The organism is Flavobacterium chilense (assembly GCF_001602525.1).
GTDB lineage: Bacteria > Bacteroidota > Bacteroidia > Flavobacteriales > Flavobacteriaceae > Flavobacterium > Flavobacterium chilense.
In genome coordinates, this window is record NZ_LSYT01000002.1 from 880,348 (window position 1) to 905,117 (window position 24,770).

The 24,770-nt window shown below is 32.0% G+C and carries 26 protein-coding genes; 11 read left to right on the forward strand and 15 right to left on the reverse strand.

Features of this window, described 5'->3' with window-relative positions; genetic code table 11:
* The 3 genes from A4F88_RS09000 to A4F88_RS09010 form a co-directional block, all read right to left on the reverse strand.
* On the reverse strand, positions 1-1,071 hold the full coding sequence (locus A4F88_RS09000; protein WP_068842230.1) for a glycosyltransferase: 1,071 nt from the start codon (positions 1,069-1,071) through the stop codon (positions 1-3).
* A 243-nt stretch (positions 1,072-1,314) separates the two neighbouring features.
* Positions 1,315-1,863, reverse strand: a complete 549-nt coding sequence (locus A4F88_RS09005; RefSeq protein WP_068842231.1) for a hypothetical protein — start codon at positions 1,861-1,863, stop codon at positions 1,315-1,317.
* Positions 1,864-1,926: 63 nt separating this feature from the next.
* Complete coding sequence (locus A4F88_RS09010) at positions 1,927-5,358, reverse strand: hypothetical protein (RefSeq protein WP_068842232.1); 3,432 nt, start codon at positions 5,356-5,358, stop codon at positions 1,927-1,929.
* A gap of 186 nt (positions 5,359-5,544) precedes the next feature.
* On the opposite strand from A4F88_RS09010, the gene A4F88_RS09015 reads away from it, so the two are divergent.
* Both A4F88_RS09015 and A4F88_RS09020 read left to right on the forward strand, forming a co-directional pair.
* Positions 5,545-6,606 carry a helix-turn-helix domain-containing protein gene (locus A4F88_RS09015; protein WP_068842233.1) on the forward strand — a complete coding sequence of 354 codons (1,062 nt, stop codon included), beginning with the start codon at positions 5,545-5,547 and terminating at the stop codon, positions 6,604-6,606.
* A 113-nt stretch (positions 6,607-6,719) separates the two neighbouring features.
* On the forward strand, positions 6,720-8,957 hold the full coding sequence (locus tag A4F88_RS09020) for an outer membrane beta-barrel family protein (RefSeq protein ID WP_068842234.1): 2,238 nt from the start codon (positions 6,720-6,722) through the stop codon (positions 8,955-8,957).
* A gap of 13 nt (positions 8,958-8,970) precedes the next feature.
* Here A4F88_RS09020 and A4F88_RS25395 read toward each other — a convergent pair whose 3' ends face one another.
* The 3 genes from A4F88_RS25395 to A4F88_RS09035 form a co-directional block, all read right to left on the reverse strand.
* Positions 8,971-9,171 carry a hypothetical protein gene (locus A4F88_RS25395; RefSeq protein ID WP_143155018.1) on the reverse strand — a complete coding sequence of 67 codons (201 nt, stop codon included), beginning with the start codon at positions 9,169-9,171 and terminating at the stop codon, positions 8,971-8,973.
* Between the two features lie 20 nt (positions 9,172-9,191).
* On the reverse strand, positions 9,192-9,422 hold the full coding sequence (locus A4F88_RS09030; RefSeq protein ID WP_245179064.1) for a DUF5808 domain-containing protein: 231 nt from the start codon (positions 9,420-9,422) through the stop codon (positions 9,192-9,194).
* Positions 9,423-9,683: 261 nt separating this feature from the next.
* Complete coding sequence (locus tag A4F88_RS09035; protein ID WP_068842236.1) at positions 9,684-9,911, reverse strand: DUF5808 domain-containing protein; 228 nt, start codon at positions 9,909-9,911, stop codon at positions 9,684-9,686.
* 352 nt (positions 9,912-10,263) lie between these two features.
* On the opposite strand from A4F88_RS09035, the gene A4F88_RS09040 reads away from it, so the two are divergent.
* Together A4F88_RS09040 and A4F88_RS09045 are read left to right on the forward strand one after the other, a co-directional pair.
* Positions 10,264-10,608, forward strand: coding sequence for a helix-turn-helix domain-containing protein (locus tag A4F88_RS09040; protein ID WP_068842237.1), 345 nt, complete (start codon positions 10,264-10,266; stop codon positions 10,606-10,608).
* 162 nt (positions 10,609-10,770) lie between these two features.
* On the forward strand, positions 10,771-11,112 hold the full coding sequence (locus tag A4F88_RS09045; protein ID WP_068842238.1) for a helix-turn-helix domain-containing protein: 342 nt from the start codon (positions 10,771-10,773) through the stop codon (positions 11,110-11,112).
* 92 nt (positions 11,113-11,204) lie between these two features.
* Here A4F88_RS09045 and A4F88_RS25915 read toward each other — a convergent pair whose 3' ends face one another.
* The 6 genes from A4F88_RS25915 to A4F88_RS09080 all read right to left on the reverse strand — a co-directional run bounded on the left by A4F88_RS25915 (position 11,205) and on the right by A4F88_RS09080 (position 16,256).
* Positions 11,205-11,621 (reverse strand): SdpI family protein, encoded by a 417-nt coding sequence (locus A4F88_RS25915; protein ID WP_082815729.1) that lies wholly within the window; start codon positions 11,619-11,621, stop codon positions 11,205-11,207.
* A gap of 366 nt (positions 11,622-11,987) precedes the next feature.
* Positions 11,988-14,150 carry a peptidase domain-containing ABC transporter gene (locus tag A4F88_RS09060; protein ID WP_068842240.1) on the reverse strand — a complete coding sequence of 721 codons (2,163 nt, stop codon included), beginning with the start codon at positions 14,148-14,150 and terminating at the stop codon, positions 11,988-11,990.
* Positions 14,147-14,668 carry a peroxiredoxin family protein gene (locus A4F88_RS09065; protein WP_068842241.1) on the reverse strand — a complete coding sequence of 174 codons (522 nt, stop codon included), beginning with the start codon at positions 14,666-14,668 and terminating at the stop codon, positions 14,147-14,149. The genes A4F88_RS09060 and A4F88_RS09065 overlap by 4 nt, the downstream gene beginning before the upstream one ends.
* Positions 14,669-14,833: 165 nt before the next feature.
* Positions 14,834-15,463, reverse strand: a complete 630-nt coding sequence (locus A4F88_RS09070) for a hypothetical protein (RefSeq protein ID WP_068842242.1) — start codon at positions 15,461-15,463, stop codon at positions 14,834-14,836.
* A gap of 236 nt (positions 15,464-15,699) precedes the next feature.
* The gene (gene tatA, locus A4F88_RS09075; RefSeq protein WP_068842243.1) at positions 15,700-15,876 is read right to left on the reverse strand and encodes a twin-arginine translocase TatA/TatE family subunit; all 177 of its coding nucleotides are present in this window, start codon (positions 15,874-15,876) and stop codon (positions 15,700-15,702) included.
* A 164-nt stretch (positions 15,877-16,040) separates the two neighbouring features.
* Entirely contained in the window at positions 16,041-16,256 is a 216-nt protein-coding gene (locus A4F88_RS09080) for a hypothetical protein (RefSeq protein WP_068842244.1), read from the reverse strand.
* A 549-nt stretch (positions 16,257-16,805) separates the two neighbouring features.
* Between A4F88_RS09080 and A4F88_RS09085 the strand changes: the two genes are divergently transcribed.
* Positions 16,806-17,147 carry a helix-turn-helix transcriptional regulator gene (locus tag A4F88_RS09085; protein ID WP_162268791.1) on the forward strand — a complete coding sequence of 114 codons (342 nt, stop codon included), beginning with the start codon at positions 16,806-16,808 and terminating at the stop codon, positions 17,145-17,147.
* A gap of 76 nt (positions 17,148-17,223) precedes the next feature.
* On the opposite strand, the gene A4F88_RS09090 is transcribed toward A4F88_RS09085, so the two are convergent.
* Both A4F88_RS09090 and A4F88_RS09095 read right to left on the reverse strand, forming a co-directional pair.
* Positions 17,224-18,486 carry an aspartate kinase gene (locus A4F88_RS09090; protein ID WP_068842351.1) on the reverse strand — a complete coding sequence of 421 codons (1,263 nt, stop codon included), beginning with the start codon at positions 18,484-18,486 and terminating at the stop codon, positions 17,224-17,226.
* A gap of 163 nt (positions 18,487-18,649) precedes the next feature.
* Entirely contained in the window at positions 18,650-19,138 is a 489-nt protein-coding gene (locus tag A4F88_RS09095; protein ID WP_068842246.1) for a GNAT family N-acetyltransferase, read from the reverse strand.
* A 259-nt stretch (positions 19,139-19,397) separates the two neighbouring features.
* Between A4F88_RS09095 and fbp the strand changes: the two genes are divergently transcribed.
* A complete protein-coding gene (fbp, locus tag A4F88_RS09100) occupies positions 19,398-20,402 on the forward strand; it encodes a class 1 fructose-bisphosphatase (RefSeq protein ID WP_068842247.1) in 1,005 nt (334 codons plus the stop codon).
* A gap of 179 nt (positions 20,403-20,581) precedes the next feature.
* Positions 20,582-20,977, forward strand: a complete 396-nt coding sequence (locus A4F88_RS09105; protein ID WP_068842248.1) for a hypothetical protein — start codon at positions 20,582-20,584, stop codon at positions 20,975-20,977.
* 168 nt (positions 20,978-21,145) lie between these two features.
* Here the strand turns inward: A4F88_RS09105 and A4F88_RS09110 are convergent, their stop codons facing one another.
* The gene (locus A4F88_RS09110; protein ID WP_068842249.1) at positions 21,146-21,577 is read right to left on the reverse strand and encodes a TerB family tellurite resistance protein; all 432 of its coding nucleotides are present in this window, start codon (positions 21,575-21,577) and stop codon (positions 21,146-21,148) included.
* A 170-nt stretch (positions 21,578-21,747) separates the two neighbouring features.
* On the opposite strand from A4F88_RS09110, the gene A4F88_RS09115 reads away from it, so the two are divergent.
* Genes A4F88_RS09115 through A4F88_RS09130 form a run of 4 tightly spaced genes read left to right on the forward strand, consistent with a single transcriptional unit; the run spans position 21,748 to position 24,741 of the window.
* Complete coding sequence (locus A4F88_RS09115) at positions 21,748-22,341, forward strand: HupE/UreJ family protein (RefSeq protein ID WP_068842250.1); 594 nt, start codon at positions 21,748-21,750, stop codon at positions 22,339-22,341.
* A 5-nt stretch (positions 22,342-22,346) separates the two neighbouring features.
* A complete protein-coding gene (locus tag A4F88_RS09120; RefSeq protein ID WP_068842251.1) occupies positions 22,347-22,778 on the forward strand; it encodes a deoxycytidylate deaminase in 432 nt (143 codons plus the stop codon).
* Complete coding sequence (locus A4F88_RS09125; RefSeq protein ID WP_068842252.1) at positions 22,779-24,356, forward strand: S41 family peptidase; 1,578 nt, start codon at positions 22,779-22,781, stop codon at positions 24,354-24,356.
* A 19-nt stretch (positions 24,357-24,375) separates the two neighbouring features.
* Positions 24,376-24,741 carry a nuclear transport factor 2 family protein gene (locus tag A4F88_RS09130; RefSeq protein ID WP_068842253.1) on the forward strand — a complete coding sequence of 122 codons (366 nt, stop codon included), beginning with the start codon at positions 24,376-24,378 and terminating at the stop codon, positions 24,739-24,741.
* Positions 24,742-24,770: the final 29 nt, after the last annotated feature.

Genomic DNA, 24,770 nt, shown 5'->3' on the forward strand with positions numbered 1-24,770 from the left:
TTAATCCTCAAAAACGGTAAACAAAGAATCCCAGTCTATAGCATCGTTAAACTGAGTTAAACCTTTAAACGACTTTACTTTTGAAAGATCTTCAATGGTAAAGTCGTTTTGCAATGCATACGGTACCAGATTTTCTTCCTGAAGTTTTATCGCCAGATATTCTTGTTCATATTGACCCGGAGTTGGAATAAAAAAAGCTTTTTTGCCCAGTTTTGCCAAATCCATTACTGTAGTATAACCGGAACGACATAAAACAAAATCACTTTCATTAAAGGTTTGTTCTAATTGTTTGGAGTTCATAAAATTGTAATAGGTAACATTTCCTGCCTGCCATTTGGTTTGTGTTTTTTCTACAATTCCTTGTACAAAAACGACCTTACCTTTATAATCAGCAACTTCTTTTTGTAATTTTTCGTCCAGATACGTACGTTGAGGTTCCGGTCCGGATAAAATAATCATCAGATCATATTGTTTTGGTGTTTCCTTTTTACGCATTCTGCTTAAAGGACCAATATATTTTAAATTAAGATGATTTGTTTTAAGATGTCCAAGGTCCCCCGTTAAATTTATTTTTTCGTTGGTATCAGGAACCCAGCATTCTTTATATTTTTTTATAATATACTGATGACATTTACTGGTAAACCAGGTTGTATTTCCCGTCATCACATTGAGCTGATGCGTCATAAACACAGATGGGACTTTTTTGCTAAAAACCCCCAGACGATTATCTGATATAATACCGTCTATGCCATGTTTTTTGATCCAGCTTTTTACCATTTTTTTCTCGTCTAAAATAGCGACGATCATTTTAGGCAGGTTCTTAATCAGTTTCCATTTAAAGTTTTTGCCATTCTTGGCATATTCAATATGATAAGAAGGCAGTTCAAGACATTGTATGTAAGGAAATTCTTTTCGTAATAATGCTAACGCAACACCATCAGAAGCTATTATTGGAATATAATTGTTTTCTTGAAGCGCTTTTATAATCGGGATGCATCTTGTGGCATGGCCTAATCCCCAGTTTAATGGAGCAACTAATATTGTTTTGTTCGCAGAGTAATCAATGCTCATAATTTAACGCTTTTTGGAAACGAAGATAAAGAAATATGTTTTTTGTGTTATTTCGCACATATTACTAAATTATTAACTCTATATTCCTGTCCAGGCTAGAAAATCCGTTAAAAGAGTTCGATAAAAGTAAGAATCAAAGTATAAGGTTACTTATATGTTAACTAATATTTGGTTTGTTTAGATATACAGCAAAAAAAAAGAGGAACTATTTATAGTTCCTCTTTATCTAACATTCAGCTGTTTTTAGTCCTGAATGTATGTTTTGTTTCCGTTTTTATTAATGTAGTATTTACCACCTTTTGGTCCTGTATATACTTTTTTCCCGTTATACTCTCCCGTAACTTTGTCTGCTACTTTTGGAGCTTTTTCATTCGTTTCTTTTAGCGTTTTAGTTGCTGAAGTTTTAGCTGCTGTGGCATCTTTTTTAGCTGCTTTTGCTGTTTCGTCAGCTTTAGTTGCTGTTTTTTTTACGTCAGTTTTTGTGGCTTCCGTAGCTGTTTTTTTTGCTTTTGCAGCTTCACTTTTTGCTTTTGCAGCTTCTTTGTCTGCTGTTTTTTTGGCAGCATCTGCAGTTTCTTTTTTGGCTTTTGCTGTTGCATCTGTAGCTTTGTCGGCTGCTTTTTTAGATTTATCAGCTTCTTTTTTTGCGTCGGCTTTCGCTTTGTTAGCGTCAGCTTTTGCTTTTTTTGCGGTAGCTTCTGTTTTGCTCTTAGCGGCTTTTGCAGTTGTTTCCTGTGCGTAGAAATTAGAAGAGAAAACAACTAACAAACAGATTAATAATAATTTTTTCATAAGGTTTAGAGTTTAAATTTCAATTAAAATTAATCAATTTTTTCGTAGGTTTTTCGTAAAGTGTTAAAAATAAGCGCGAAGCTGAACATTTCCGGTGTGAACCACAGATCCTGTCTCACTTTTTCGCCCCTGATAATTTAAATTTACATCCAGAAACTGCGTTATATTCTTCTGTAAAAGCAGTTTCCAGACTAAATTTTGCCCTGCCTGAAGTCCTTCAAGCATCTGAAAACCGACAGACGAAAACTCATTTCCGTTAAATTTGTTCTGATAAAAAGAAAATTCACCATTTACAGTTACCTTTTTTTCTCCCGCAAAAGAAAAAGAAGTTCCCAGCCTGTTTTGTACCAGCGTTTCAAAATTCCCAATTTGATTTTCCTTATTCTGAAATTCATAGAAAAAATCCAGGCTCGTATTTTTCGAAAACAAATAACTCACTTTTGGTGCCAGCTGATATCCTTTTAAATCATAATTTTTCTCTGTGAAATCTTTAGAAACCAAATCTGTTTTGATCGTTTTGGTAAAGAAGTTAAACAGCCAGCTTTTTTGATATAAATGGGTGTACTGAAACTGATGAGAACCATTGGTAACATTTTGTGATCCTATCGAAAGCAAATTTTTTCCTTTATTAATAAGGTAGGTATAAGTAACGGAATGTTTTTGTTTTCCTCTGTTGTAATATAAACTGTTTCTAAAACTTGAATTGAGTCCTAAAATATTTTCTTCAGAAGAATTAAACGGATTGAGTTCTAAGCGTTCGCCCATACTTTTTACCTTTCGATCCATAATAAAGGAAGTCTGATTGTAAAAATAAGAAATCAGTTTTTTGAAACCTTTATCGTTTTGCCATTGTAAAGGATTCAAAATAAGAGATTGTGAAAATTTATTCTGATTGGTTTTGATGTAAATCTGATTCGGTAAAAAGATTCGGACATAGCGTGCCTGATCGGGGAAAGCTGCAATTTCAAACTCTTCTAATTCCTGAATTCCGTTACCATTATAATCATTCCAGGTATAAACACCCTGACCGGTTGGCACTTCAACATAAGTAAACTCCTGTTGGGCAATAGTTCCGGAACTGGTTTCATAAGCCGTACCAATTTGCATGAGCTGATTAAAAAAGCGATCATTGTAAAGTATTCTGGAATTTAAAGAAGGTTCATTTTTGCGTGCAGCATCCGTAAAATCCAAATTACGATAACTGGCATAAACCGCTAAATCTGTTGTTTTGTTCTGAATCAGTTTTGACTTTAAATAATAAGTTTGCGAATTGTTTACATGCTGTAATAATCCGTTTTGCAAACTATCGTTCCTGCGCTGTAAATATCCAATTTCAACAAAAACCTTAGTGCTGTCTCCCCGGCCAATAAAAGTACCATACTCTGAGAACCTTTGGCTTAAAGCCGAAAACTGATTGGTAACTTTATCTTTTTGCTGATTATTTTCAAGCTGCATACTGGCACCAATCCAGTTTTTGCCAAAATGATATTTGGTCCGGGTTTGGTTTCTGATAAATTTTGAAGTCGAATTAGTAGCATCACTATTTAAAAAACTGCCTTGGTTTTCGATCGTCCAGTTTTGCAATTTAAAAAGCGCAGTTGTGGTGTGTCTCGCTCCGGAATAACTTTCGGTATAATCCAGTTTCTCAAACTGATAAGTAAATAAACCAATATTCGAAGTCTTCTTTTTGGCAAATAAATCAAAATTTACACCGGTAACCAATAAACTCTGATTTCCGGAAAGTGTAGTGTTTAAGTTCCAGTCACGATTAAACTCAATATTATACAAACGCTCAACTGATCTAAAATCTGCCTGAACAAACTGGTAATTTGCAAAAGCATCTAATGTCCAGTTTCGGGTAAAAAGGCGTTTTTTAATATTGGTTTTAAGGGCAACCCCGCTATTGTCGCCATCATCAATCTTCGAGAATAAATTTTTATCATTGTTGCTTACAGCAATTTCAAAATCAACCCGTGTTTTTTCATTCGGATTATATTTCCCTAAAAAAGTGGCGACCTGTAATTTTATCGGGGCAACCAGATTTACAATAGGTTCGTAATTTCCTTGTAAAATGCCATTAACGGGCGGGGCATATTGATAAATACGTTCAACCGAATTGTTGTTCTGGATAATATAATTCCCGGCATTATTGCCTACAAGACTAAACTTTACATTATATAAAACAGCGCTGGCATCTTTTGAGTATTCATAAATTTCGACAGAATTGACTAAAGTTTTTTTGTACAGGATCTTATTATCGGCATAAGTATCAATATAGGCTGATGGCGCTTTCATTAAATTAGGATCGTCGCCCGCCTGACTCAGAATTTCAACCTGTTCTTTAGAAAGATTTTGTTGTAAAGGCTGATTTTTCATGTCATTTTCAGAATAAACATAACCGCCAAAACTCCAGTTTTTATTTTCATGTGTAGCACCTGCATACGTCACCAGTCGATTGTAATTTCGTTCAGAATATTGATACTCGACATTAATTCTCATCTCTGAAGTAATCGTAAAAAGAGAAGTAAAAGTAATTTCTCCGGCATTATAATCGATCACATAATCATTGTTTTCGCCACGTTTTAGTAAAACACCATTTACATAAACCCGTTCTGAACCTGAAATAACCAGAACATACAATTCGCCATTTTGACCTTTTAGTTTATAGGGTCCCTGATTGCCTTCCTGTCCCGTAAAAGTACTTTTGGCATATTGCCCTTTTACAAAAGCAACCGAAGCAAAGATGTTGGTTTTGCTTTCTTCTGTACCAAAATTAAAACTGGTAGCAAGTCCCTGAACTTTTTTATTGAAATTTAAAAACTGAGTTTTCCGGTTTTCCAAAAAAACATCTCCGGCGCGAATGTTCCAGTCGTCACTAAAAAGTTCCATAAAGATATTATCAAACTGATCCAGTTTTTGCGAATAACCACCATCCTGCAACGGAATATTTTTGTCCTGAAGTGAGGCGCGAAGACTAACCTTATCGGATATTTTTCCGGTAATCTGCAAATCCAGATTAGAATTTAAAACCGTGTTTTGGTTGTTTCCCACTGTAACACCACGAGTGATGCTTCCGGAAGTATTTAAACCGTCAAAAGGAGTGACTTTTGGCGCATTTGAGTTGTCTATTTTATATAATTTTTCGCTGCCAATATCATTTGTTACAATCTGATTTGATTTGTAAAGGCTGTATTCTCTGGTCAGGTAATCGGGATATTTTAGATAGTTTATAATTAAAGTATCAGAAGCAGAGCCTAGTTTCTCGTTTAAAACTAAAGTTCCTTTTTTAAAATCGACTTTGTAAAAACTCGAATCTACAGGCTGATTTTTAGTGTTTAAAAGCTGAAAAAAACTGGAGTTGATACTGAATTCTTCTAAATGAATCGTATCGCGTGTTGCTATTACTTTTTTGGTTTTGTACGATGATTCCGTTTCCTGTGCCTGAAGCCCGGAATACCAAATAAAAACCGTTAGTAACAGTAATTTTTTCAACATAAATACTTTAACTCTAAAAAATCAAAAGTAGTATTTATAATCAAGAAATTGTAAAGCTTTAATTTATTAGGGGATTGACTGGTTTTAAGCTTAATTTCTGATTTTAAATATTTATATATTAAAGTGAAAATTTTCTCATAAATCAATCTTTTTTTTAGCTTTGTTTGGTATAAAACAACATAATTTATGGATACGGGCAAAGAGCTTTTATTTTTTTTTAGTGCTTTGGGTTCTTTCAACGGAATCATTCTTGGCGTTTATTTTTTCTTTTTTACGAAGAAAAAATACCTGACGAATTATTTCCTTGGAGCACTTTTGTTTGCTTTAAGCATCCGAATTGGGAAATCTGTTTTTATTTATTTTGATCCAGAACTGCCAAAAATGTACTTGCAGTTAGGGCTTACGGCTTGTTTTTTCATTGGTCCATGTTTGTATTATTTTCTAAGATCGGCAGTTTATGAAATCAATGTAATGCCAAAATCATGGAAGATAATGCTGCTCTTTTGGGGAATTCTAATTCTTGGTGTCGGAATGCTATATCCTTACCAAACTTATCCAACACTTTGGAGTTTTTATTTTATTAGAATCATATACTTTCAGTGGTTTTTATATATTGTTTTTTCTGGATTCGTGATTCGTGGTATTTTAAAGAAAATTTTCAATACAAAAGAAAAAGCAAGTCCGTCTGAAATATGGTTTGGAACACTTTTTCTGGGTAATTTTTTATTGTTTCTTTTTTATTTTTTAGCGATTATGAGGGCTCCAGCTGCAACTTATATTAGTGGTGCAGTAGTTTTCTCTTTTATTTTGTATCTAATTATTTCTATTCTTTTATACCGAAAGAAAACAGATGATTTGTTTTTATTGAATGGAACGAAGTATTCAGGTAAAAAAATCGAATCAGCGGAAGCAGTTTTGATAGCTGAAAAACTTGAAAAGAGTATGAACGAAAAAAGTTTGTACAAAAATCCAAATTTGAATTTACTGGATTTGTCCCGTGAAATTAATATTTCTAGCCATCAATTATCACAGTTTTTAAATAACAATCTCGGAAAGAACTTTACCAGTTTTGTCAATGAATTTAGAATAAACGAAGCCTGCAAAATTATAGCATCAAATGATAAACTGACTTTAGAATCGGTTGGCTATGATGTTGGTTTTAATTCTAAATCTACATTTTTTGCAGCTTTTAAAAAACATACAGGAACTACGCCTTTAAATTATCAAACCCAGGCTTTGCAGGTATAAACATAGTATCAAATTATAAATTCGTACTCCTGATTTCGTTTTCGATTACCTCATAAAGCAATTAAGAGCTGACTTTTGTTTCATCAAAGTCAAACTGCTAATTGTTAAAGTTTATGAGATTTCTAAAATTGGTTATCCTATATGTTTTTTTTCTGATTTTTTCATCAATAGAAATAAAAGCACAACGCATAAAAAAAGTTACAGATAAAAGTTATTATAGTGATGATGTGCTCTTCGGAAAGTTATTAAAATCTACTCAAGATACTGTAATTATTAAAGAGAAAGAGCACAATGAGTTAAATGAAGTGGTTGTAAAAAGTCAGGCTTCATTAGTAAAATACGGAGCAAACGGAAATATTGATGTCAATGTAAACGGAACTGTATTGGCAACCAGCAGTTCTGTAGATGAATTATTGAGCCGGGTTACAAATGTGGTTGTCGCCGAAGGGCAAATTAGTGTGATCGGAAAAGGTGAAGCAATAATGTACCTAAACGGAGTTTTGATAAATTACGAGCGTTTTGCTGCGATTCCCGTTTCTCAGATTGCGAAAATTGAAGTTATTTCGAATCCCTCTTCCAGATATGATGCCGAAGGAAAAGCAGTCATCAATATTATCACCAGACAAAATGTTGAAAGTGGTATAATGGGTACAGCAAACCAGCATGTGACGGTTTCTAAATTTGGCGGAACGAGTTACAACACGCTTTTTGATTTTAGTTATTCTAAAGGAAAATTCTCTTTTATAAGTAATTACGGTTTGCAATTAGGCAGAAACCGCGAATTGTTGTATACGACTAGAACCCGCCCAAATCCTGATGATTTTATGAAATCGGAATTGACGACAGACTGGAAAAGAAAATTTAATAATTACTCTAATTTTGGTGTTGGACTTCAGTATAATTTTTCTGTTAAAGATTATATTTCGTTAGCTTATAGTGGCAATGTGAACGATTTGGGCGGCATTACAGAAAGCAGAAATTCGATAACTAACAATTCGGGAAATAGTTTTTATGCTACTGATGTTGACAGAAATGATGTTTTGTTAAATCAGTTTATCAATTTGAATTATAACCTGACAACCGAAAAAGGTTCAACATTGTTCATCGGATCTCAATTTTCCAATTACAATCTGACAATAGGAGATGTAATTGAAGAAAATAGTTTTGTTGAAGAAACAGATTCGGAAAGATTTTTAAAAAACAATGTTGAAAGCACGATTAATATTGTCGCAATTCAGGCAGATTATACTAAAAAGATAGATGAAAAAACAAAGCTGGAAACAGGAGCAAAGTTCAGTTATGCTACTATAAAATCAGGAACAGATTTCTTTATTTCTGATGATAATTCGGATTTTGAATTAGATGACGAACTTTCGAGTGATTTTAAATACAATGAAAAAATTGCTGCAGCTTATTTCAATTATGTCAAAAGGTGGAATGATAATTTTAATTTTTCACTTGGATTAAGAGCAGAAAAAACTAGTTATAACTTATTTACAGATGCGAAAAAAGTTCAGGAATTTGAAAAAAGTTATGGCAATTTCTTTCCAAATGCACTTCTAAATTTTGATTTTTCCGAAGATTGGAAAGGACATTTTTCGTACGCTGCCAGAATAACAAGACCAAGGTATCAGGCTTTAAATCCGTATATCGTGTATCAGGATCCTTTTACTACAATTGAGGGAAATCCGAATTTGCTTCCGGAAAAAACTCATGCTTTTGAAGTGGGTACGATGTATAAAAAGTTTGATTTTAAAATAGGATATACATATAAAATTGACCCAATTTCAGCCGCCGCTTTGCGTGGTGATACGCCAAATAGTTATGTTTTAAGAGCTTTAAATCTGGAAAAAGGACATATTTTTTTTAGTTCGCTTTCCAGATCTTTCAATCTAAATTGGTGGAACTCTACCAATACAATAAGTGTTACCTGGCAGAAATCTGTAGATAATTTTCATGCATTTGCTTTTAGTCCTGTAAAACCTCAGTTTTATTTGTATTCCAATAATACATTTACGATTCCGAAGCTTTTCAAACTGCAGCTTTTGGCTTGGTATTTAAGTGACAGAAGTTATGGATTAGGAAGTGAAAATAGCCGTTCGACAGTAACTTTAGGAATAGAAAAGAATTTTCTCAAAGAGGCGATAAAACTCAATTTCTCAGCAAATGATATTTTTCACAAGTTCATGGTTTCCGGAGATTATAATGTTGGAGAAACTCAAATTTATTACCACAGAACCTATACCAGTAATTATTTTAAACTTGTCGCAACTTATAATTTTGGAAACTCCAAAAAGACAACTTATAAGAAATCTGAAATTGAGCAAACAGAAAATAATAGGGCGAGATAATTTTTTGATGTTATTATTTAGCTTGTTTTATGATGCTTTTTTCTTTCTTATACACTAAAAACATTGCAATGCAAGTTAAGAATGGACCAATTGAAAGTCTAAAATCAGAAAAAGTAATGTCTTTGAATTCTTTTGATGCTATAGGGATCAAGTTTGAGCCTATAAATAGTATTCCAATAATTAGAAGAAGTAACGAAATATGTTTTTTAGTCATAATTAAAGTGTATTGATAATTTAATTTATGAATCTTCCTAAAATAATTAGAACCGCCATTAAAATAAGGAGAGCGAAAACAGAATTAGGATTCGCGAAATTGGTTGTATATCCAAACTCTTTTATTTTTTTTGGAGGAAATAATCGTTTGTCTTTTGGATTAAAATAAAAAATTCCCCAAACCCAATTGTTTGGATCATTAATCCATTTGTTCTTTTCTTCTTCGGTAGGGTCGTCTTCATTTTCCATCATCTTTGAATATTGTTACAGGTATATTTACCAGAATTAAAGTAAAATTATCTTTTGTTTTTTACTTCAGTGAACATGGAGGCAAAAATAAATAATGCTAACATAATCGAAGTTCCCATTTTTATCATATTGCCTGTACGGTTTGAATTGTAAAAGAAGTAAGCTAAATAAAGACAGCTTATAATAGCTATACTATGTTTAAATATAAAAAATTTCATTTTTACTATACGTTTTATCGAAAGCAGCTAATGGTTTTGAATTTGGTTATTTGACAGATTCGATTATAATAATAAGAATTGCAATTATAAGGATACCCAGAAAAACAGAGTTTGGGTTTGCAAAATTAATAGTCCATCCCATTGCCTTAATTCTTTTTGGAGGAAATAGCCGGTTGTCTTTCGGATTGTAGTAGAAAATACCCCAAATCCAGTTTTCCGGATCATTGTTCCGTTCATTTTCAGGTTCTTCATTGGGATTATAATTTGAATTCATAATAGTAGGTTTTATTTTTATTTGTGGCTTTAGAACTGATTAAGGATGTTTTTTACTAAATCGGTATCCTAATGCTACAATAATTACAAGAAGAGATAGAAGTAATGCTGAATCTATCATTTTTTTTGGGGTTTAATGTTTTGGTTTATTCAGATTTGGTGAATAAAAAAATTGATTTGTTTTTGTAAGACTAAGTTACTGTTTTGTGCGCATATATTTTATGCGATTATCGGGTAATTTGTAATTATTTTAAAACAGATTTATTTTTATTTTTAAAAATAATCTGTTTTTTGTGAGTATATATATCAAAAACTGTCCTCTGTTGTTTTGTAAGTAAATATGCAAACCAATTATGAATATTGCTGTAGGTAATAAAATCAAAGCACTCCGGAAAAGTAAAAAGATATCGCAGGAAGAAATGGCAGAATATCTTCTCATATCACAATCAGCCTATGCGAGGATGGAAGGTGGTGAAAGTCATACCTGGGCCATTCACATTTCAAAAATCTGTAAAGTTTTTGAAATTGCTCCCGAGGAGTTATTAAGAATAGACGATATAGAAGATCTGGATCTGATAAGAATAAATGCTGTAAATAACCTTTATCCTTTATCTAATAAGATGATTCAACAATACGAAAGACGAATAAAAGAGTTACAAAAGACTATAGAAGAGCTAAAAAAGAAGCAGAAACATTAAAACAGGATTCAGCCTAAAGTTTTGATATCTAATGTAGTTATTTGATAAGGTAAGTCTAAAAGAGAATTTCAAAAAAGTCTTATTCGATAATCGGGTATTTGAGGTCTAAATTCGTGTAAAAATAAATCGTTTCTTACTTTTGGGATAATAAAGGCTTGAAAAGTGAATGCAATAGTAGGAAATAGGTTGAGAAAATTACGTAAAGGAAAGAAATGGTCACAAGAACAAGTTGCTGTTTTTTTACATATATCGCAATCTGCATATGGGCGAATGGAAAAAGGGCAAAGTGTTTCCTGGGCAATTCACCTGATTAAACTTTGTCAGATTTATGAAATTGCTCCGGAAGATCTGGTAAGAAAGGAAACGGATTCATGGATTAACAAAAAGCGTTTAACCGAAATAGGTTTGAATAGTGTCTATAGAAAAATAATAAGAAAATATGAGCTACAAATAAAAGAACTGGAAGAGATAATTAAGGAGTTGAGAAAAGAACGAAAGTTATAAAAAAGGCTTCATGCATTTGAGAAGCTTTTACAATTAAGGTTTTTGTTTTGTAGTTTTTGCTTCTTTTTTAGTTTTGGATTTCATGCTTTATCTTATTTAAGTCTTTTTTCGGTTAGGTATAAAACAAGTGCTACACATATTATCAGCCCTATGAGTATTGATATATTTATGAATGGTGTACTTCCATAAACCATGTATAATATAATTTGAATAACGAATAAAAGAGATAGAAGCTTTAACAAAAGGTTTGTACTGTATTTTTGCGCAAAGTCCCAGTTTGATTTGTTTCTCATAGACTTGACTGTTCTGTATCCATATAGAGAGTTTATATTTTTTGGAGGAAATAGCTTGGACAAGAAAATTATAATCAATAAAATTATAATAACCGGATTTTGAAATAGTAATATTATGGTTTCCATTAGTTTTTCATGATTGTCTGTTTGAGATGTTGTGTTGTTTTCTAAAAGTATAAATTTTATTTGTTGTATTTTTTGAAAGCAAACCACCATGGCTAGAGTGATCTGCTTATGATTAATAAAATAGTTCTAGATTATCTGACTAATGATTTGTTTTTTTATTTGATGTAATCAAAGTGTATATAAAAAATACCCAAATAAATGTTGAAAATCCAAGAAAGACATCTCCTGGAATCTTATATTTTGCAATTTTAAAAAGCACTCCTATTATAGTACCAATTATCGCTGCAAATAGGAATTTATTTGATTTTTTTAGCTGTATCATTTTCATTTTGTTATGGTTTTTCTTCATCGTAAGTGCTTACAAACGATAGTTCAGGTTCTTTAAGTTGCACTTTCTATTTATTATTGTTTGTCTCCTCTAATAATTAATACTTTTTTGTAATGGGAGATTTTTATTTATTTTTCTTTCCAATACTCACTATAAAAATTCATAGTTTCCATTAGTTTTTCATGATTGCCTTTTTGAGATATTGTGTTGTTCTCTAAAATGTAAATATGATCAGCAGTATTTTTAAGTTTGTTTATGCGATGAGTAATGAATAATACAGCGCAGGCAGGTTTTATTTTTTGAATCAAATCCATTGTGAAGTTTTCTGTATTTCTATCCATGGCAGCAGTAGCTTCATCAAGAATTAAGAACTGAGGTTTTTTATATAAAGCTCTTGCTAAAGCAATAAGTTGCTTTTGTCCTCCACTTAAATTAATTCCTTCTTCTCCAACTATAGTCATTAATCCCTGTGGCAATTGACTAAAATAAGGTTCAAAACCATATTGAGAGATAAAGTCTGTCATGTTTTCAGGAGTATCAATGTTTCCGAGTAAAATGTTATCAATAACGGTTCCGTTGAATATGGTAATTTCCTGCGGAATTACACCTAGTAAATTTCTATAGCTTTTAAGTTCTGTTTCCTGAAGTTTGTGCATACCATTTATAATGATATTGCCGTTTTCAAAATTGTAAAAGCGCTGTAATATTTGCCCCAGCGTACTTTTACCACTCCCACTTTCTCCAACTATAGCGGTAAGTTTTCCTTTTTCAATTTCTACATTAATAGTATGGAAAAGTTCACTTTGACCTGCAAACCGAAAAGAAAGATTTTGGATGGAGATGGTATTAATTTCTGCGATTTCAAGTCCTTCTTCATTTTCTTTATTTATGGATGCAAATTCATACATTCTGTTAAAAGCTATTTTGGCTTCATTTATCGGAATAGAAACTAAAGCCAAATTTGCAATTGATGGAAGCAACGAACCAACGATTCCTAAAATAGCCATTAATTCTCCAACTTTAATTTGATGATTAAACACCTGTAAAGAAGTATAAATTAAAACACCAATAACAAAAAGAACGCTTGCCAAACCGGATTGCCAGGATAATGTGATATTGATTTTTCCGAGATTAAATATCCGGTTCTGATAATTGGCGAAAAGATGCCGGTTTAATTGATTGAAAACACTTTGTTTGTTATCATTTTTTATAGTCGAAATTCCTTGAATTGCATTGATAAAATTACTTTCGGTTATAGCAGAACTTTGCATTACTTCTTTTTGGGAGAATAAGATCTTTTGATTGTTGCGATAGATGATGAAAAAATACAATGGCAGACTGAAAACACAAATTACCCCCAGCCTCCAGGAATATGAAAACAGAAAAACAGACGAGATTATAGCAACCAAAAGATCTATTATTAAGGTGCTTGTAAGCATTTTGATAACATTTTGTATCCGTTGAGTATCATTTAATCTGGCGACAAGTTCTCCTGTTTTTCGGGTATCAAAAAAAGGCTTGGGCAATTGTAACAGTGACGAAAAAAAAGAATTGTTTATGCGGTTATTAAAATCTTTTGATTGCTGAAGTACAAAATACTGTCTTAAAACAGATATTCCAACACGGGCAGAAAGTAAAATAGTCAACAAAATAATTCCCGAAATTAATTTATTGATGTTGTTTGAGGGTAATATATCATCAATCAATTTTTGAGAAAAAAGTGCCATTGCCAATCCCAATGCGGCAACAAAAACGCCCAATAGGACAGAAATCCAAATTAACTTATAATCCTCTTTAAGTAAATCTAAGAACCATTTTCTCTGACAGTTTTGCTGCATTTTTTGAGTAACGAAATTGGCATTAGGTTTCAGTGTTAAACAAGTTTTAGAAATCCATATTTTTTCTAATTCCGGTATCGACAAAGTAGAAATTCCCTTTGCCGGATCTCCAATTAAAAAACCTTCTTTTTCATTGTAGTGGTAACAAACAATATAATGTTGTAATTGATTTTCGATTAAAACATGTAAAATAACAGGCTGTTTATGATCGATCAATGCCTGAATATCGGCTTCGCAGCCCTCAGCAGTAAAACCCAGTTGATTTGCTGCCTGATACAAACCGAGCATTGTTGTTCCCTGTCTTGTAGTACCGCTTAATTCTCTAATTTTTTCTATAGCGTTATGACCATTGTATAGTTTTATGACAGACAATAAACTGGCTGCACCACAATCTGATTGATCGAGTTGTAAAGTGTGGGTTTTAATGATGTGTTTTAAGTTTATTGAATTCATTCAATATTCAGTTTTTTAATCAGGATTGCAGGTTTTATTTGGCCTCTTATTTTTTCAATTAAATTTTGGTCTTTATCATACAATACTATACAAGGCAATGAATTGACATCAAAAGTAGCAGCGAAAGTAACTTTACTATCATGGAGAAAATGAACATTATCATAAGGAGTGAGTTGGTGGTTTTGAGCGAATTTTTTAATTTTTTCCGGTTTTTCAAATGAAACAAAAATGAATTGAACAGTTTTAAAATTTTCTATATTTTCTCTTATCATTTGAGCTTCTTCATTACAATATTCGCATTCGGTATTGAAATAAATAAAGATAACCGGGATTGCTTTTTGTAGATTTTTATTGGTGAAGCTTTTTCTGTTTATATCCTGATACAAAAAATCAGGAATCGTTTTTATATTTTGTACTACTTCTTTTTTATGGTTTATTTTAGAGATTATCTGGTAACCTAAAAACAACAACACCACTAAAAATAGTATTAGAAGTAGGGTTTTTAAGAGTTTTTTCATTTAATATTACCTTTATAAAGTGTCATTACCAATATCATTAGTATCATTGTAGTAAATCCAAAAATAAAAGAGACCAAACTTTTGCCATAAAATAAATATTGAATGATGTAAATGATAATAAAAACAATATAAGCTGCGATTAATATTTTTCGGACTGGTGTCATTTTAAGCATAATTAAGAGTAAAAAACATTACAGTAGCAACCCACAACAACAGGCTTGGTACATAACTTAACCCCACAATTTTCAACCCAGAATCTGTATTAGTATGGGTTACTTTACCAATTTCGAATCCTAAATAAATGATATAGATAAGCTCAAACAAATTAAGAACCTGAAAAGGATAAATAAACCAAGTTTCTAAACCTTTATAACCGGTAATATTTAATGCCGAAAGGGGATAGAAATATTGAATATCTTCTAAAGTGTAATTGGTCTGAAAAAAGTAAAACCATATCATTTTAAAAATAGGTACCAACAAAAAGATAAATTCTGCTTTTAAAACAATATTTAAGATGACATTAAACTTTAGATTTTTATTGGATAAAAATAAACCAATATAAATAATGGTGGCTATTATTGAAGTTTTGATTAGTATTAATATTGGTAGAAATATGTAATTAATCCATTGCCATTTTTCTTGAAACTCAAAAATTTTTTCAATCTGTATTGAAGTAAGTTGTTCAGATAGAGAGTTGTATAATAATTTGTCTAAGCAAACTGTTTTCTTCAATAATTCATTTAAGAATATTGAAAGGATGCAGAGTAATAAGTACTTCAATACAGTACTATTCATGGAATAATTTTTAAGTTAGTTATGATTTTAAGAAGGATATTGCAATGACTATAGCTTAGCATAATAATGAAGCTCCCATTTTCAACATATTATTAGATGAACTGTGGTTAATGTAATAATAATTTGTTGTGTAATTATCTGGTATATAGTGGTTTGTGTGTTGTGATGTGAAAAGTTTATGAAAAATATTATTATAAATGTTTTTCCAAATTGTTACTCATTTAAACAATAGAAATCTAAATATTATTTTCTTTTTTTACATCATCTTTATTCTCATTCTCAGAAGAAGCTTTTTTGAATTCTCTTAATCCATTACCTAGCCCTTTCATTAAATCTGGAATTTTTTTTCCACCAAAAAATAATAGTATTACAAATATAATTAACAGAATTTCTGTAGATCCTAATCTTCCCATAATGTTGATTTTTTAAAGCTGTCTTATTGAGTACAAATAAATTATATACAATAAGACAACTGTGTTTTGAATAATTTAATTATTTTTTTTTGCTATATCTATAACCTAATGCAATTATTATTACTAGCATAGATAAAATGAATACTGAATTATTCATAATTTTATTAAATTATTGGTATTTCATCTGATTCTTCAGAAACTTGGTAAGTAGGTGTAAGGAGATAACAACCGAGAGTTGTTAAGCCACCAACAAGTGGACTAATACCTGCCGCTATTCCTGCTGATAATCCATATGCAGCACAACCATAATCTCTAGTGGTTAGTTTACGTAATTGCCCTCCACTTAAATCCTCCATTTGTTTTAATTCTAATTTTTTCATCTTTAATAAAATTTATTGGTTAATATTTGATTTATTATCCTTACAAATATATAAGGGGTTTTAAAAAAGTCTCAACCGCTCAGCGGTTATTTTATAATTGTTTTCATATAAATAATAAAGAGGAATTTAAATAATAATCCAGACTGAAATTTTTGAGTTTAATATCCTGATAGGCTACGTAAATAGAAGCATTCCTAAATGTTGTCTTTAGATCAAAATATAATTTTATCTTATTGGCGATTACAAAATTATATTACACTTAAAAAGGAAATAACCGCTGAGCGGTTATTTTGTAATTTTTTTCGGTTAGAAAATAAATGAAAACTGCAATAATAATGCAAACTGAAATTTTAGTATTTATTATTCGGATAAGATTTAATCGGAAAATTTGTTAAATGTTTTTCTTTAGGTTAAAATCTAATTTTATATTATTATACTTACAAAAAAATATATACTTAAGAAAATCTCAACCGTTCAGCGGCTATTTGTAGCCTAAATTTGAACAATTGGAGATTATTTACTATGTTTATCTTTGTTAAAAGGTTTAATATGAATAAAATTGTAGGCAATAATTTAAAAGTACTACGTAAAACTATAGACTTATCGCAGGAACAAGTAGCAGGGTATTTGGGTGTTTCACCATCAGCATATGCCAGAATGGAACGAGGCGAAAACGCTTCATGGGCAAGTCATTTTAATAAAATTTGTGAGCTTTTTAAAATTTCACCCGAAGAGTTGGTTAAAAAAGAAATAGGAAATGTTGCTTATAAAAATATGATAGATACAGAACACGTAACCGTTAGTGATTTTAGAAAAATAATCAACAGGTTTGAGTTAGAAATCAAAGATTTAAAAATCATTATTAGAAATCTGCATACAGATAAAAACTAAAAACAAAAAAGGCTTCACTTAGATAGTGAAGCCTTTCTGATATAAATTGAATTGAAATAATTAACGCAGTAAAATGTTATTCGTTAAGCTCTTTAGTAACAATTTGCATGGTCTCACGGCTTACTTGTTTTAATAAAACTTCTTTGTTTTCTTCAACCGTTTGTGCAGCCTGTTCTGTAAAATGACGAATGGTATACAAAGTCACATTCTCGCTATAATCGACTTTGAATTTTTTCGAAAGGATCGCATTCAAATCATTGAAATTTTCAAATTTATCTTCAACACAAACAGAAAAACTAATCGCTGAATTCTGAATCAGGTTTACTTTTATCTTAAACTGATGAAACAAAGCAAAAATCTCACTAATGTTCTCTTCCATAATAAAAGAAAAATCTATAGAAGAAAGTGAAATCAGCAACTGGTTTCTTTTTACAATAAAACAAGGATATTGTGGCTCCAGATCAACACCTTTAGAAACGCAGGTTCCTTTTAATAAAGGATTGATGAACGATTTTACGTATAACGGAATTTCTTTTTTCTGTAATGGCTGTAATGTTTTTGGGTGAATAACGGTTGCCCCGTAAAAAGCCAGTTCGATCGCTTCACGATACGAAATCTGGTTTAATAAACTGGCATTTTCAAAATAACGCGGGTCAGCATTCATAACTCCCGGAACGTCTTTCCAGATCGTTACGCTTTCGGCATTTAAGCAATAAGCAAAAATTCCGGCAGTATAATCAGAACCTTCACGGCCCAGAGTAGTGGTAAAGTTATTCTCATCGGCACCTAAAAATCCCTGAGTAATATTTAATATTTTTCTTGGAACATTTTTACTAATCAGTTGTTGTGTGGTTTCCCAGTCTACTTCTGCATCTCTGTAATTGGCATTGGTTTTAATAAAATTACGAACATCAAGCCATTGTGTCTGAATGCCCATAAAATTCATAAAATGACTTAGAATCGTAGTCGAAATCAATTCCCCAAAACTCACAATCTGATCGTAGACAAAATTGTAGTTTGGTGATTTATTATGTGCCAGAAAATATTCTAATTCAGAAAACTGCGCTTTTACAGCAGCAAAAACAGCGTGTTTTTCATCTTCAAACAAATCTAATAATATTTGATTGTGATATTTTTTTATTTCCTGTACAGATGAACTCAGCTCAGATGATTTATCAAAATAATTCTTGATTACTACTTCAAGAGCATTTGTTGTTTTTCCCATTGCTGATACGACCAGAATGACATCTTCATAACCTACTTTTTGTAAAACGTCGTATACGTTTTTAATTCCTTCTGCATCTTTTACAGATGCACCACCAAATTTAAATACTCTCATTTTTAATTTTAGATTTTTAATTTTTTCCGCCACAGATTCACGAATTTTAATTTTTAATCTTTACGAATAAAAATTTGTGAATCCGTGGCAACTTGCCACAGATTATAAATCATTTTAATCCTGTTATATCCCGATAGCTATCGGGATTGGCAACTATATTTTTTTATAATTTTTCTAAGAACGTATTAATTCCGGCCTGATCCATTTGAACAACCTGCCATCCGTCAAGAATTTTTGCGCCAGAGTTTATGTAGAAATTTACTGCAGGCGTATTCCAGTCCAGAACATTCCATTCGACTCTTCGTACCTGGTCTCTTTTTCCCTGTTTCATAATCTCAGCATAAAGTGCAGATCCTAAACCGGTGCCGCGCATTTTTTCTTTTACGATCAAATCTTCAAGATGTATTGTTTTTCCTTTCCAGGTAGAATAACGGTAATAGTATAATGCAATTCCAACAATTTCCTTTTCATGCAGGTCATTTTCAATTTCTGCTACAAATACATGAAAGAGCGGTTTTTCACCAAAGCCATCACGAACCAAATCCTCTTCAGTTATGACAACCGCTTCAGGTTCTTTTTCGAATATTGCCAACTCCTGTATTAATCCCAGAACAGATTTCATGTCTTCGGGATTTCCTTTTCTGATATTCATAATGATGTAAATTTTGTTTTTGTAATCTGCTTCATTGCCTTTTTCTAAAATCGTTCGCCTGTAAGAACTATTTGTAGGGGCAATTTCAATATTCTTATTATTATGTGTTTATTAGCTAAAAAAGTATGTTTTTATCACATGCTTTTTACTATTAATTAGCAAATATACAATAGTGGCAAACTAACAAAATAATTTTTAAATCATTCTCACAAAAAAAACGATATTTGTGACTTAAAAATAAAACTACAACGATATAGCAATGGAAGAACGCAATAAAACACTGGGAGAGTTTATTATTGAGAACCAGAAAGCATTTCAGTATTCGTCGGGAGAGCTCTCCCGAATTATCAACTCTATACGTTTGGCGGCAAAAGTCGTAAACTATAAAGTAAACAAAGCGGGTTTAGTGGATATTATTGGCGCCGCCGGCGAGCAAAATGTTCAGGGAGAAGACCAGCAAAAATTAGATATATATGCAAACGAAGTATTTATCCAGACGTTAATAAACCGTGAGATTGTCTGTGGAATTGCTTCAGAAGAAAACGACGATTTTATAACTGTTCAGGGGAGCGACAACAGTCATAATAATAAGTACGTGATCTTAATGGATCCGCTTGACGGATCTTCAAACATTGATGTAAATGTTTCTGTGGGAACAATTTTTTCTGTTTTCAGAAGAATTACTCCAATAGGAACTCCGGTAACCAGCGAGGATTTTTTACAACCGGGAATCAATCAGGTAGCAGCAGGATATGTAATTTACGGAACTTCGACCATGTTAGTTTATACAACAGGTTTTGGAGTTAATGGTTTTACACTAAATCCGGCAATTGGTACATTTTACCTTTCGCATCCAAATATGAAATATCCTGAAAACGGAAACATCTATTCTGTAAACGAAGGAAATTATGTTCATTTTCCGCAAGGCGTAAAAAATTATATCAAATATTGTCAGAAAGAAGAAGAAGACAGACCTTATACTTCCCGTTATATTGGAAGTTTAGTTTCTGATTTTCATCGAAATATGATCAAAGGCGGAATCTATATTTATCCAACAAGTTCAAAAGCACCAAAAGGAAAATTGCGTTTATTGTATGAATGTAACCCAATGGCGTTTATTGCAGAACAGGCAGGAGGAAAAGCAACAGATGGTTTTGGAAGAATTATGGAAATTAAACCTACAGAATTACATCAAAGAGTTCCTTTTTTCTGCGGAAGCAAAAACATGGTAGAAAAAGCTGAAGAGTTTATGGCAGCTGAATAAAAGTATTCAGTTTTTTAGTCTTCAGTCACAGTCTCAACCTAACAGGATTTTTAAAAACCTGTTAGGTTTTTTTGTGTTAAGTTTTTGCTCTTTGATATTAAATAATTGTATGGTAAGAAATTTAATATGTGTTTTTTAATACATTTGAATGTATGGTATAATTAATAGAAAGCAATATTATGAAGGAATTATTGATAGTTTTATTTTGTGTGTTTTCATTGGCTTTGGTTTCTTGTAATAATGAGCAAGATGGCAAATCGGGGGATAATATTAAACTCTCACAAAGAGATGTCAATTTTACTTCGGCTTCTAATTCAGTTGCAATAACAACAAAATATGGTGGCTGGTGGCTAAATGAGATTGCGTTAAATAAGGAAAGTGTCGATTTAACGAATGTCGATAAAATTTCTAATAGTTTTACAGTGACTAATTCAGAGTTTGAGGTAAAAAGAAAAGACGCCAATACTATTTTAATTACAATGAATAAAAATTCGACGGGCACAGAAAGAATTTTGAAGGTAGGTATACAAAGAAGAAATTATTATGACGGAATAAAAATTACACAGTCAAAATAATGTAAATTCTTTAAAAAGATGTAGAAGCTTTTGTTATCAGGCTTTCTTTTGACAATAAATAACAAACCCGACAGTTTTTAAAAACTGTCGGGTTTATAATTTTTAGTAACAGGTTTCAATTTCAGGATCAGTTATAGACTGAACACTAAAAAAAATAATAACTGATTACTATTTATTCATATTCTCCATTTCGAAAAGGAAAGTATCTAAATCTACTTTTTTGTCAATTAAAGACAATGCTTTCAAAACAATATAATTTACGTTTCCTGGAGTAAAACCTAATGCTAATCCCATACGGGTTAACATTACTTCCTGTTGGTCTCCTAAATGGTGGTCAACATGAACCATTCTTGCCAAATCATATAAACGCTCTAAACGTTGCTCATATAAATATGGTGCATTTATTGGGTGTTTCCAAGGATCTGCTAAAATTTCTTTATACTCCTCGTCTGTAATTTCTAATCTTGAGGCAAGTTTATCCAAAAAGGCTTGTTCTTCCTCATTAATTTTTCCGTCAGCAAATGCTACACGTACAATTGCAGAGAAGTGACCTTTATTTCTTTGTTTGAATTCGTTATCAAATAAATCTGAAAATGACATAATTAATGGGTTTTTTATCGGGCAAAGATAAATCTTATTTTAATTTAACAAATTTAAATTTCTCATAAAATTTAACTTAATTTTATTCTTTGATTTAAGATCTGACTTTAATAGTTTTTCAAAATAAATCGTAAGTTTACAACCCCTAATTATTTAATAGTATTACCCGTATGTCAGAATTTTGGATTTATTTTCAAATAGGATTAAAGCATGTTTTAGATATCAACGCTTACGATCACGTTCTTTTTTTAATTGCCTTAACAACACCTTATTTGTTTAAAGACTGGAAACGTATTTTATTGCTGGTTTCTGTTTTTACAATTGGTCACACCTTAGCTTTATTGCTTTCGGTTTACGGAATTATTGCCATAAAAGTGAATACTGTCGAATTCCTGATTCCGATAACAATTTTAATAACAGCAATTTTTAATCTTTTTACGGCAGGCAAAACTTCTAAAAATGACGGACTGAATTTGGTGTTCTTTGTAACCTTATTTTTTGGAATTATACACGGACTTGGATTTTCTAATTATTTCAAGACCATTTTAGGAGGGACAGCTAACTCAAAATTACTACCTTTAGGCGAGTTTGCATTAGGGATCGAAGCAGCTCAGTTAGTTGTGGTATTTGTGGTATTGATACTATCATATATTGTACAAACCGTATTTCGCTTTTCAAAACGCGATTGGGCGCTTGTAATGTCGGCTTTTATTATTGGAGTTGTTGTTCCGATGATTATCGAAAGCCCAATTTGGAACAGATAAAATAAATGGAAGAAAAGAAATTAAATAAATACGATAAAGCTTATTTGAGAATAGCCAGAGAGTGGGGATCACTTTCTTATTGCAAACGAAAACAAGTAGGTGCCATTATCGTAAAAGACCGAATGATCATTTCTGACGGATACAATGGTACGCCATCAGGATTTGAAAATTGCTGCGAAGACGAAGACGGATTAACCCGTTGGGATGTTTTGCATGCTGAGGCAAATGCAATTCTTAAAGTAGCCAGATCGACACAATCCTGCGAAGGGGCAACTTTGTACATTACACTTTCGCCTTGCAAAGAATGTAGTAAATTAATACATCAGTCGGGTATTAAAAGAGTCGTGTATCATAACGGATACCGTGACGACTCCGGAATTCAGTTTTTAATAAAAGCAGGTGTCGAAGTCGAACATATTCCTGTTTTAGAAGAGTAAATGAAATTTAATCCTAAATATTTGCCCATAGTGATCGGAGCAACCTTTGCTCTTGGAACCGTAGTCGGAAGCCTGATGAATGCTCCTGCCGATGATCAGCTTTTGGCTAAAAATTACTCCAAAACCAAACTCAATAAACTAATTGATTTTATCAATAATGAATATGTTGACAGCATCAATACAGATTCTATTGTAAACCTTACAGTAGATAATATCCTCTCAAAATTAGATCCGCATTCTGTTTACATTCCGCCCAGCGAACAGGCAGAAGTGGCAGAAAGCATGAAAGGTGATTTTGTTGGAATTGGAATCAATTTTTATATGTACAAAGATTCTGTTGCGATTATAAAACCGGTCGAAAACGGACCTTCGGCGAAAGCGGGATTAAAATCAGGAGACCGGATTTTGTTTGCCGGAAAAACCAAATTGTATGGCAGAAAATTGCCTTCAGACAGCTTGTTTTCAAAACTAAAAGGAATTAAAGGTTCAGAAATTGAGCTGACTGTTTTTAGAAAATCAGAACAAAAGAAATTAAAGTTTAAAATCAAGCGGGATATTATTCCGATAAAAAGTGTCGATGCCTCTTTATTGCTCGGAAATAATACAGGATATATTAAGATCAATCGTTTTGCAGAAACCACCTTTGATGAATTTAAAGCCGGTTTAACGCGATTAAAACAAAAAGGCATTCAGTCGCTTGTGATTGATCTTCGTGATAATGGCGGAGGTTATATGGAAGAAGCAATCGCTATTGCGGATGAATTCCTGAAAGACAAACAGCTCATTGTTTTTACAAAAAATAAAAACGGAACGACTGAAAAAACCTATGCTACAAAAGCAGGAAGTTTTGAAACCGGAAAAGTATATGTTTTAATCAATGAAAATAGTGCTTCGGCAAGCGAAATCCTTGCTGGTGCCCTTCAGGATAATGATCGCGGAACTATTGTAGGACGCCGTTCTTTTGGAAAAGGGCTGGTACAGCGCGAAATGGATTTCAACGACGGATCAGCAGTTCGGTTAACAGTTGCCCGATATTATACACCAACCGGAAGATCTATTCAGAAGCCTTATAAAAAAGGAAATGAAGAGTATTATAAAGAATCAGAATTACGTGTAAAATCAGGAGAACTATATGCTAAAGATAGTATTAAAGTTGCTGATTCACTAAAGTTTAAAACGCCAAAAGGTAAAATTGTTTATGGCGGTGGCGGAATCGTTCCGGATGTTTTTGTACCGATGGAAGCAGAACACGGAAATGAAAATGTTGGATATTTGCTTCAAACCGGAATTGTAGGTCATTTTGTGTTTGAAGAACTTGATAAAGACCGAAATGCATTTGCAGGACTTCATTTTAATGAGTTTATGGAGAAAATGAAGAATTCTGATGTTTATTTTAAAAAGTTCAGAAACTACATTTTAATGACAGGTTTAGATTTAAAATTTGATAAAACCAAAGCCTTGGTAAACCGATATATTACTGCAGAATTTGCCAGACAATTATATGGTGAAATGTATTATTATGATGTTATCCTAAAAGATGATGCCATGATAAAAGCTATTTTGAATCCTAAAAAGTAAACTTTAATTTTTGTGTCAGATGAAAATAGAAACTATTGTAAGTGCTGAAATCGAACTTTTAACGGCAATTAAATATGCTGATGTATCAACTTTGGATAAAATGCTGCACGATGATTTGCTTTTTAATCTGCCCGACGGACAAACCATTACAAAACAATTTGATCTCGAATCTTATCGTTCAGGTAAGATGAAAGTCGAAACACTCGAAGCTTCAGATCAGATTATCAATATAATTGAAGATGTTGCCGTAGTTAGCGTGGCAGTTTCATTAAAAGGAACATACGATAACAATTCTTTGCAAGGATCTTTTCGTTACATCAGGGTCTGGAAACAATTTGATGGGAATCTAAAAGTTATTGCCGGCAGCTGTGCGCAACTGGCATAAATTTTGAAACGAGATTTAATAGTAACTTA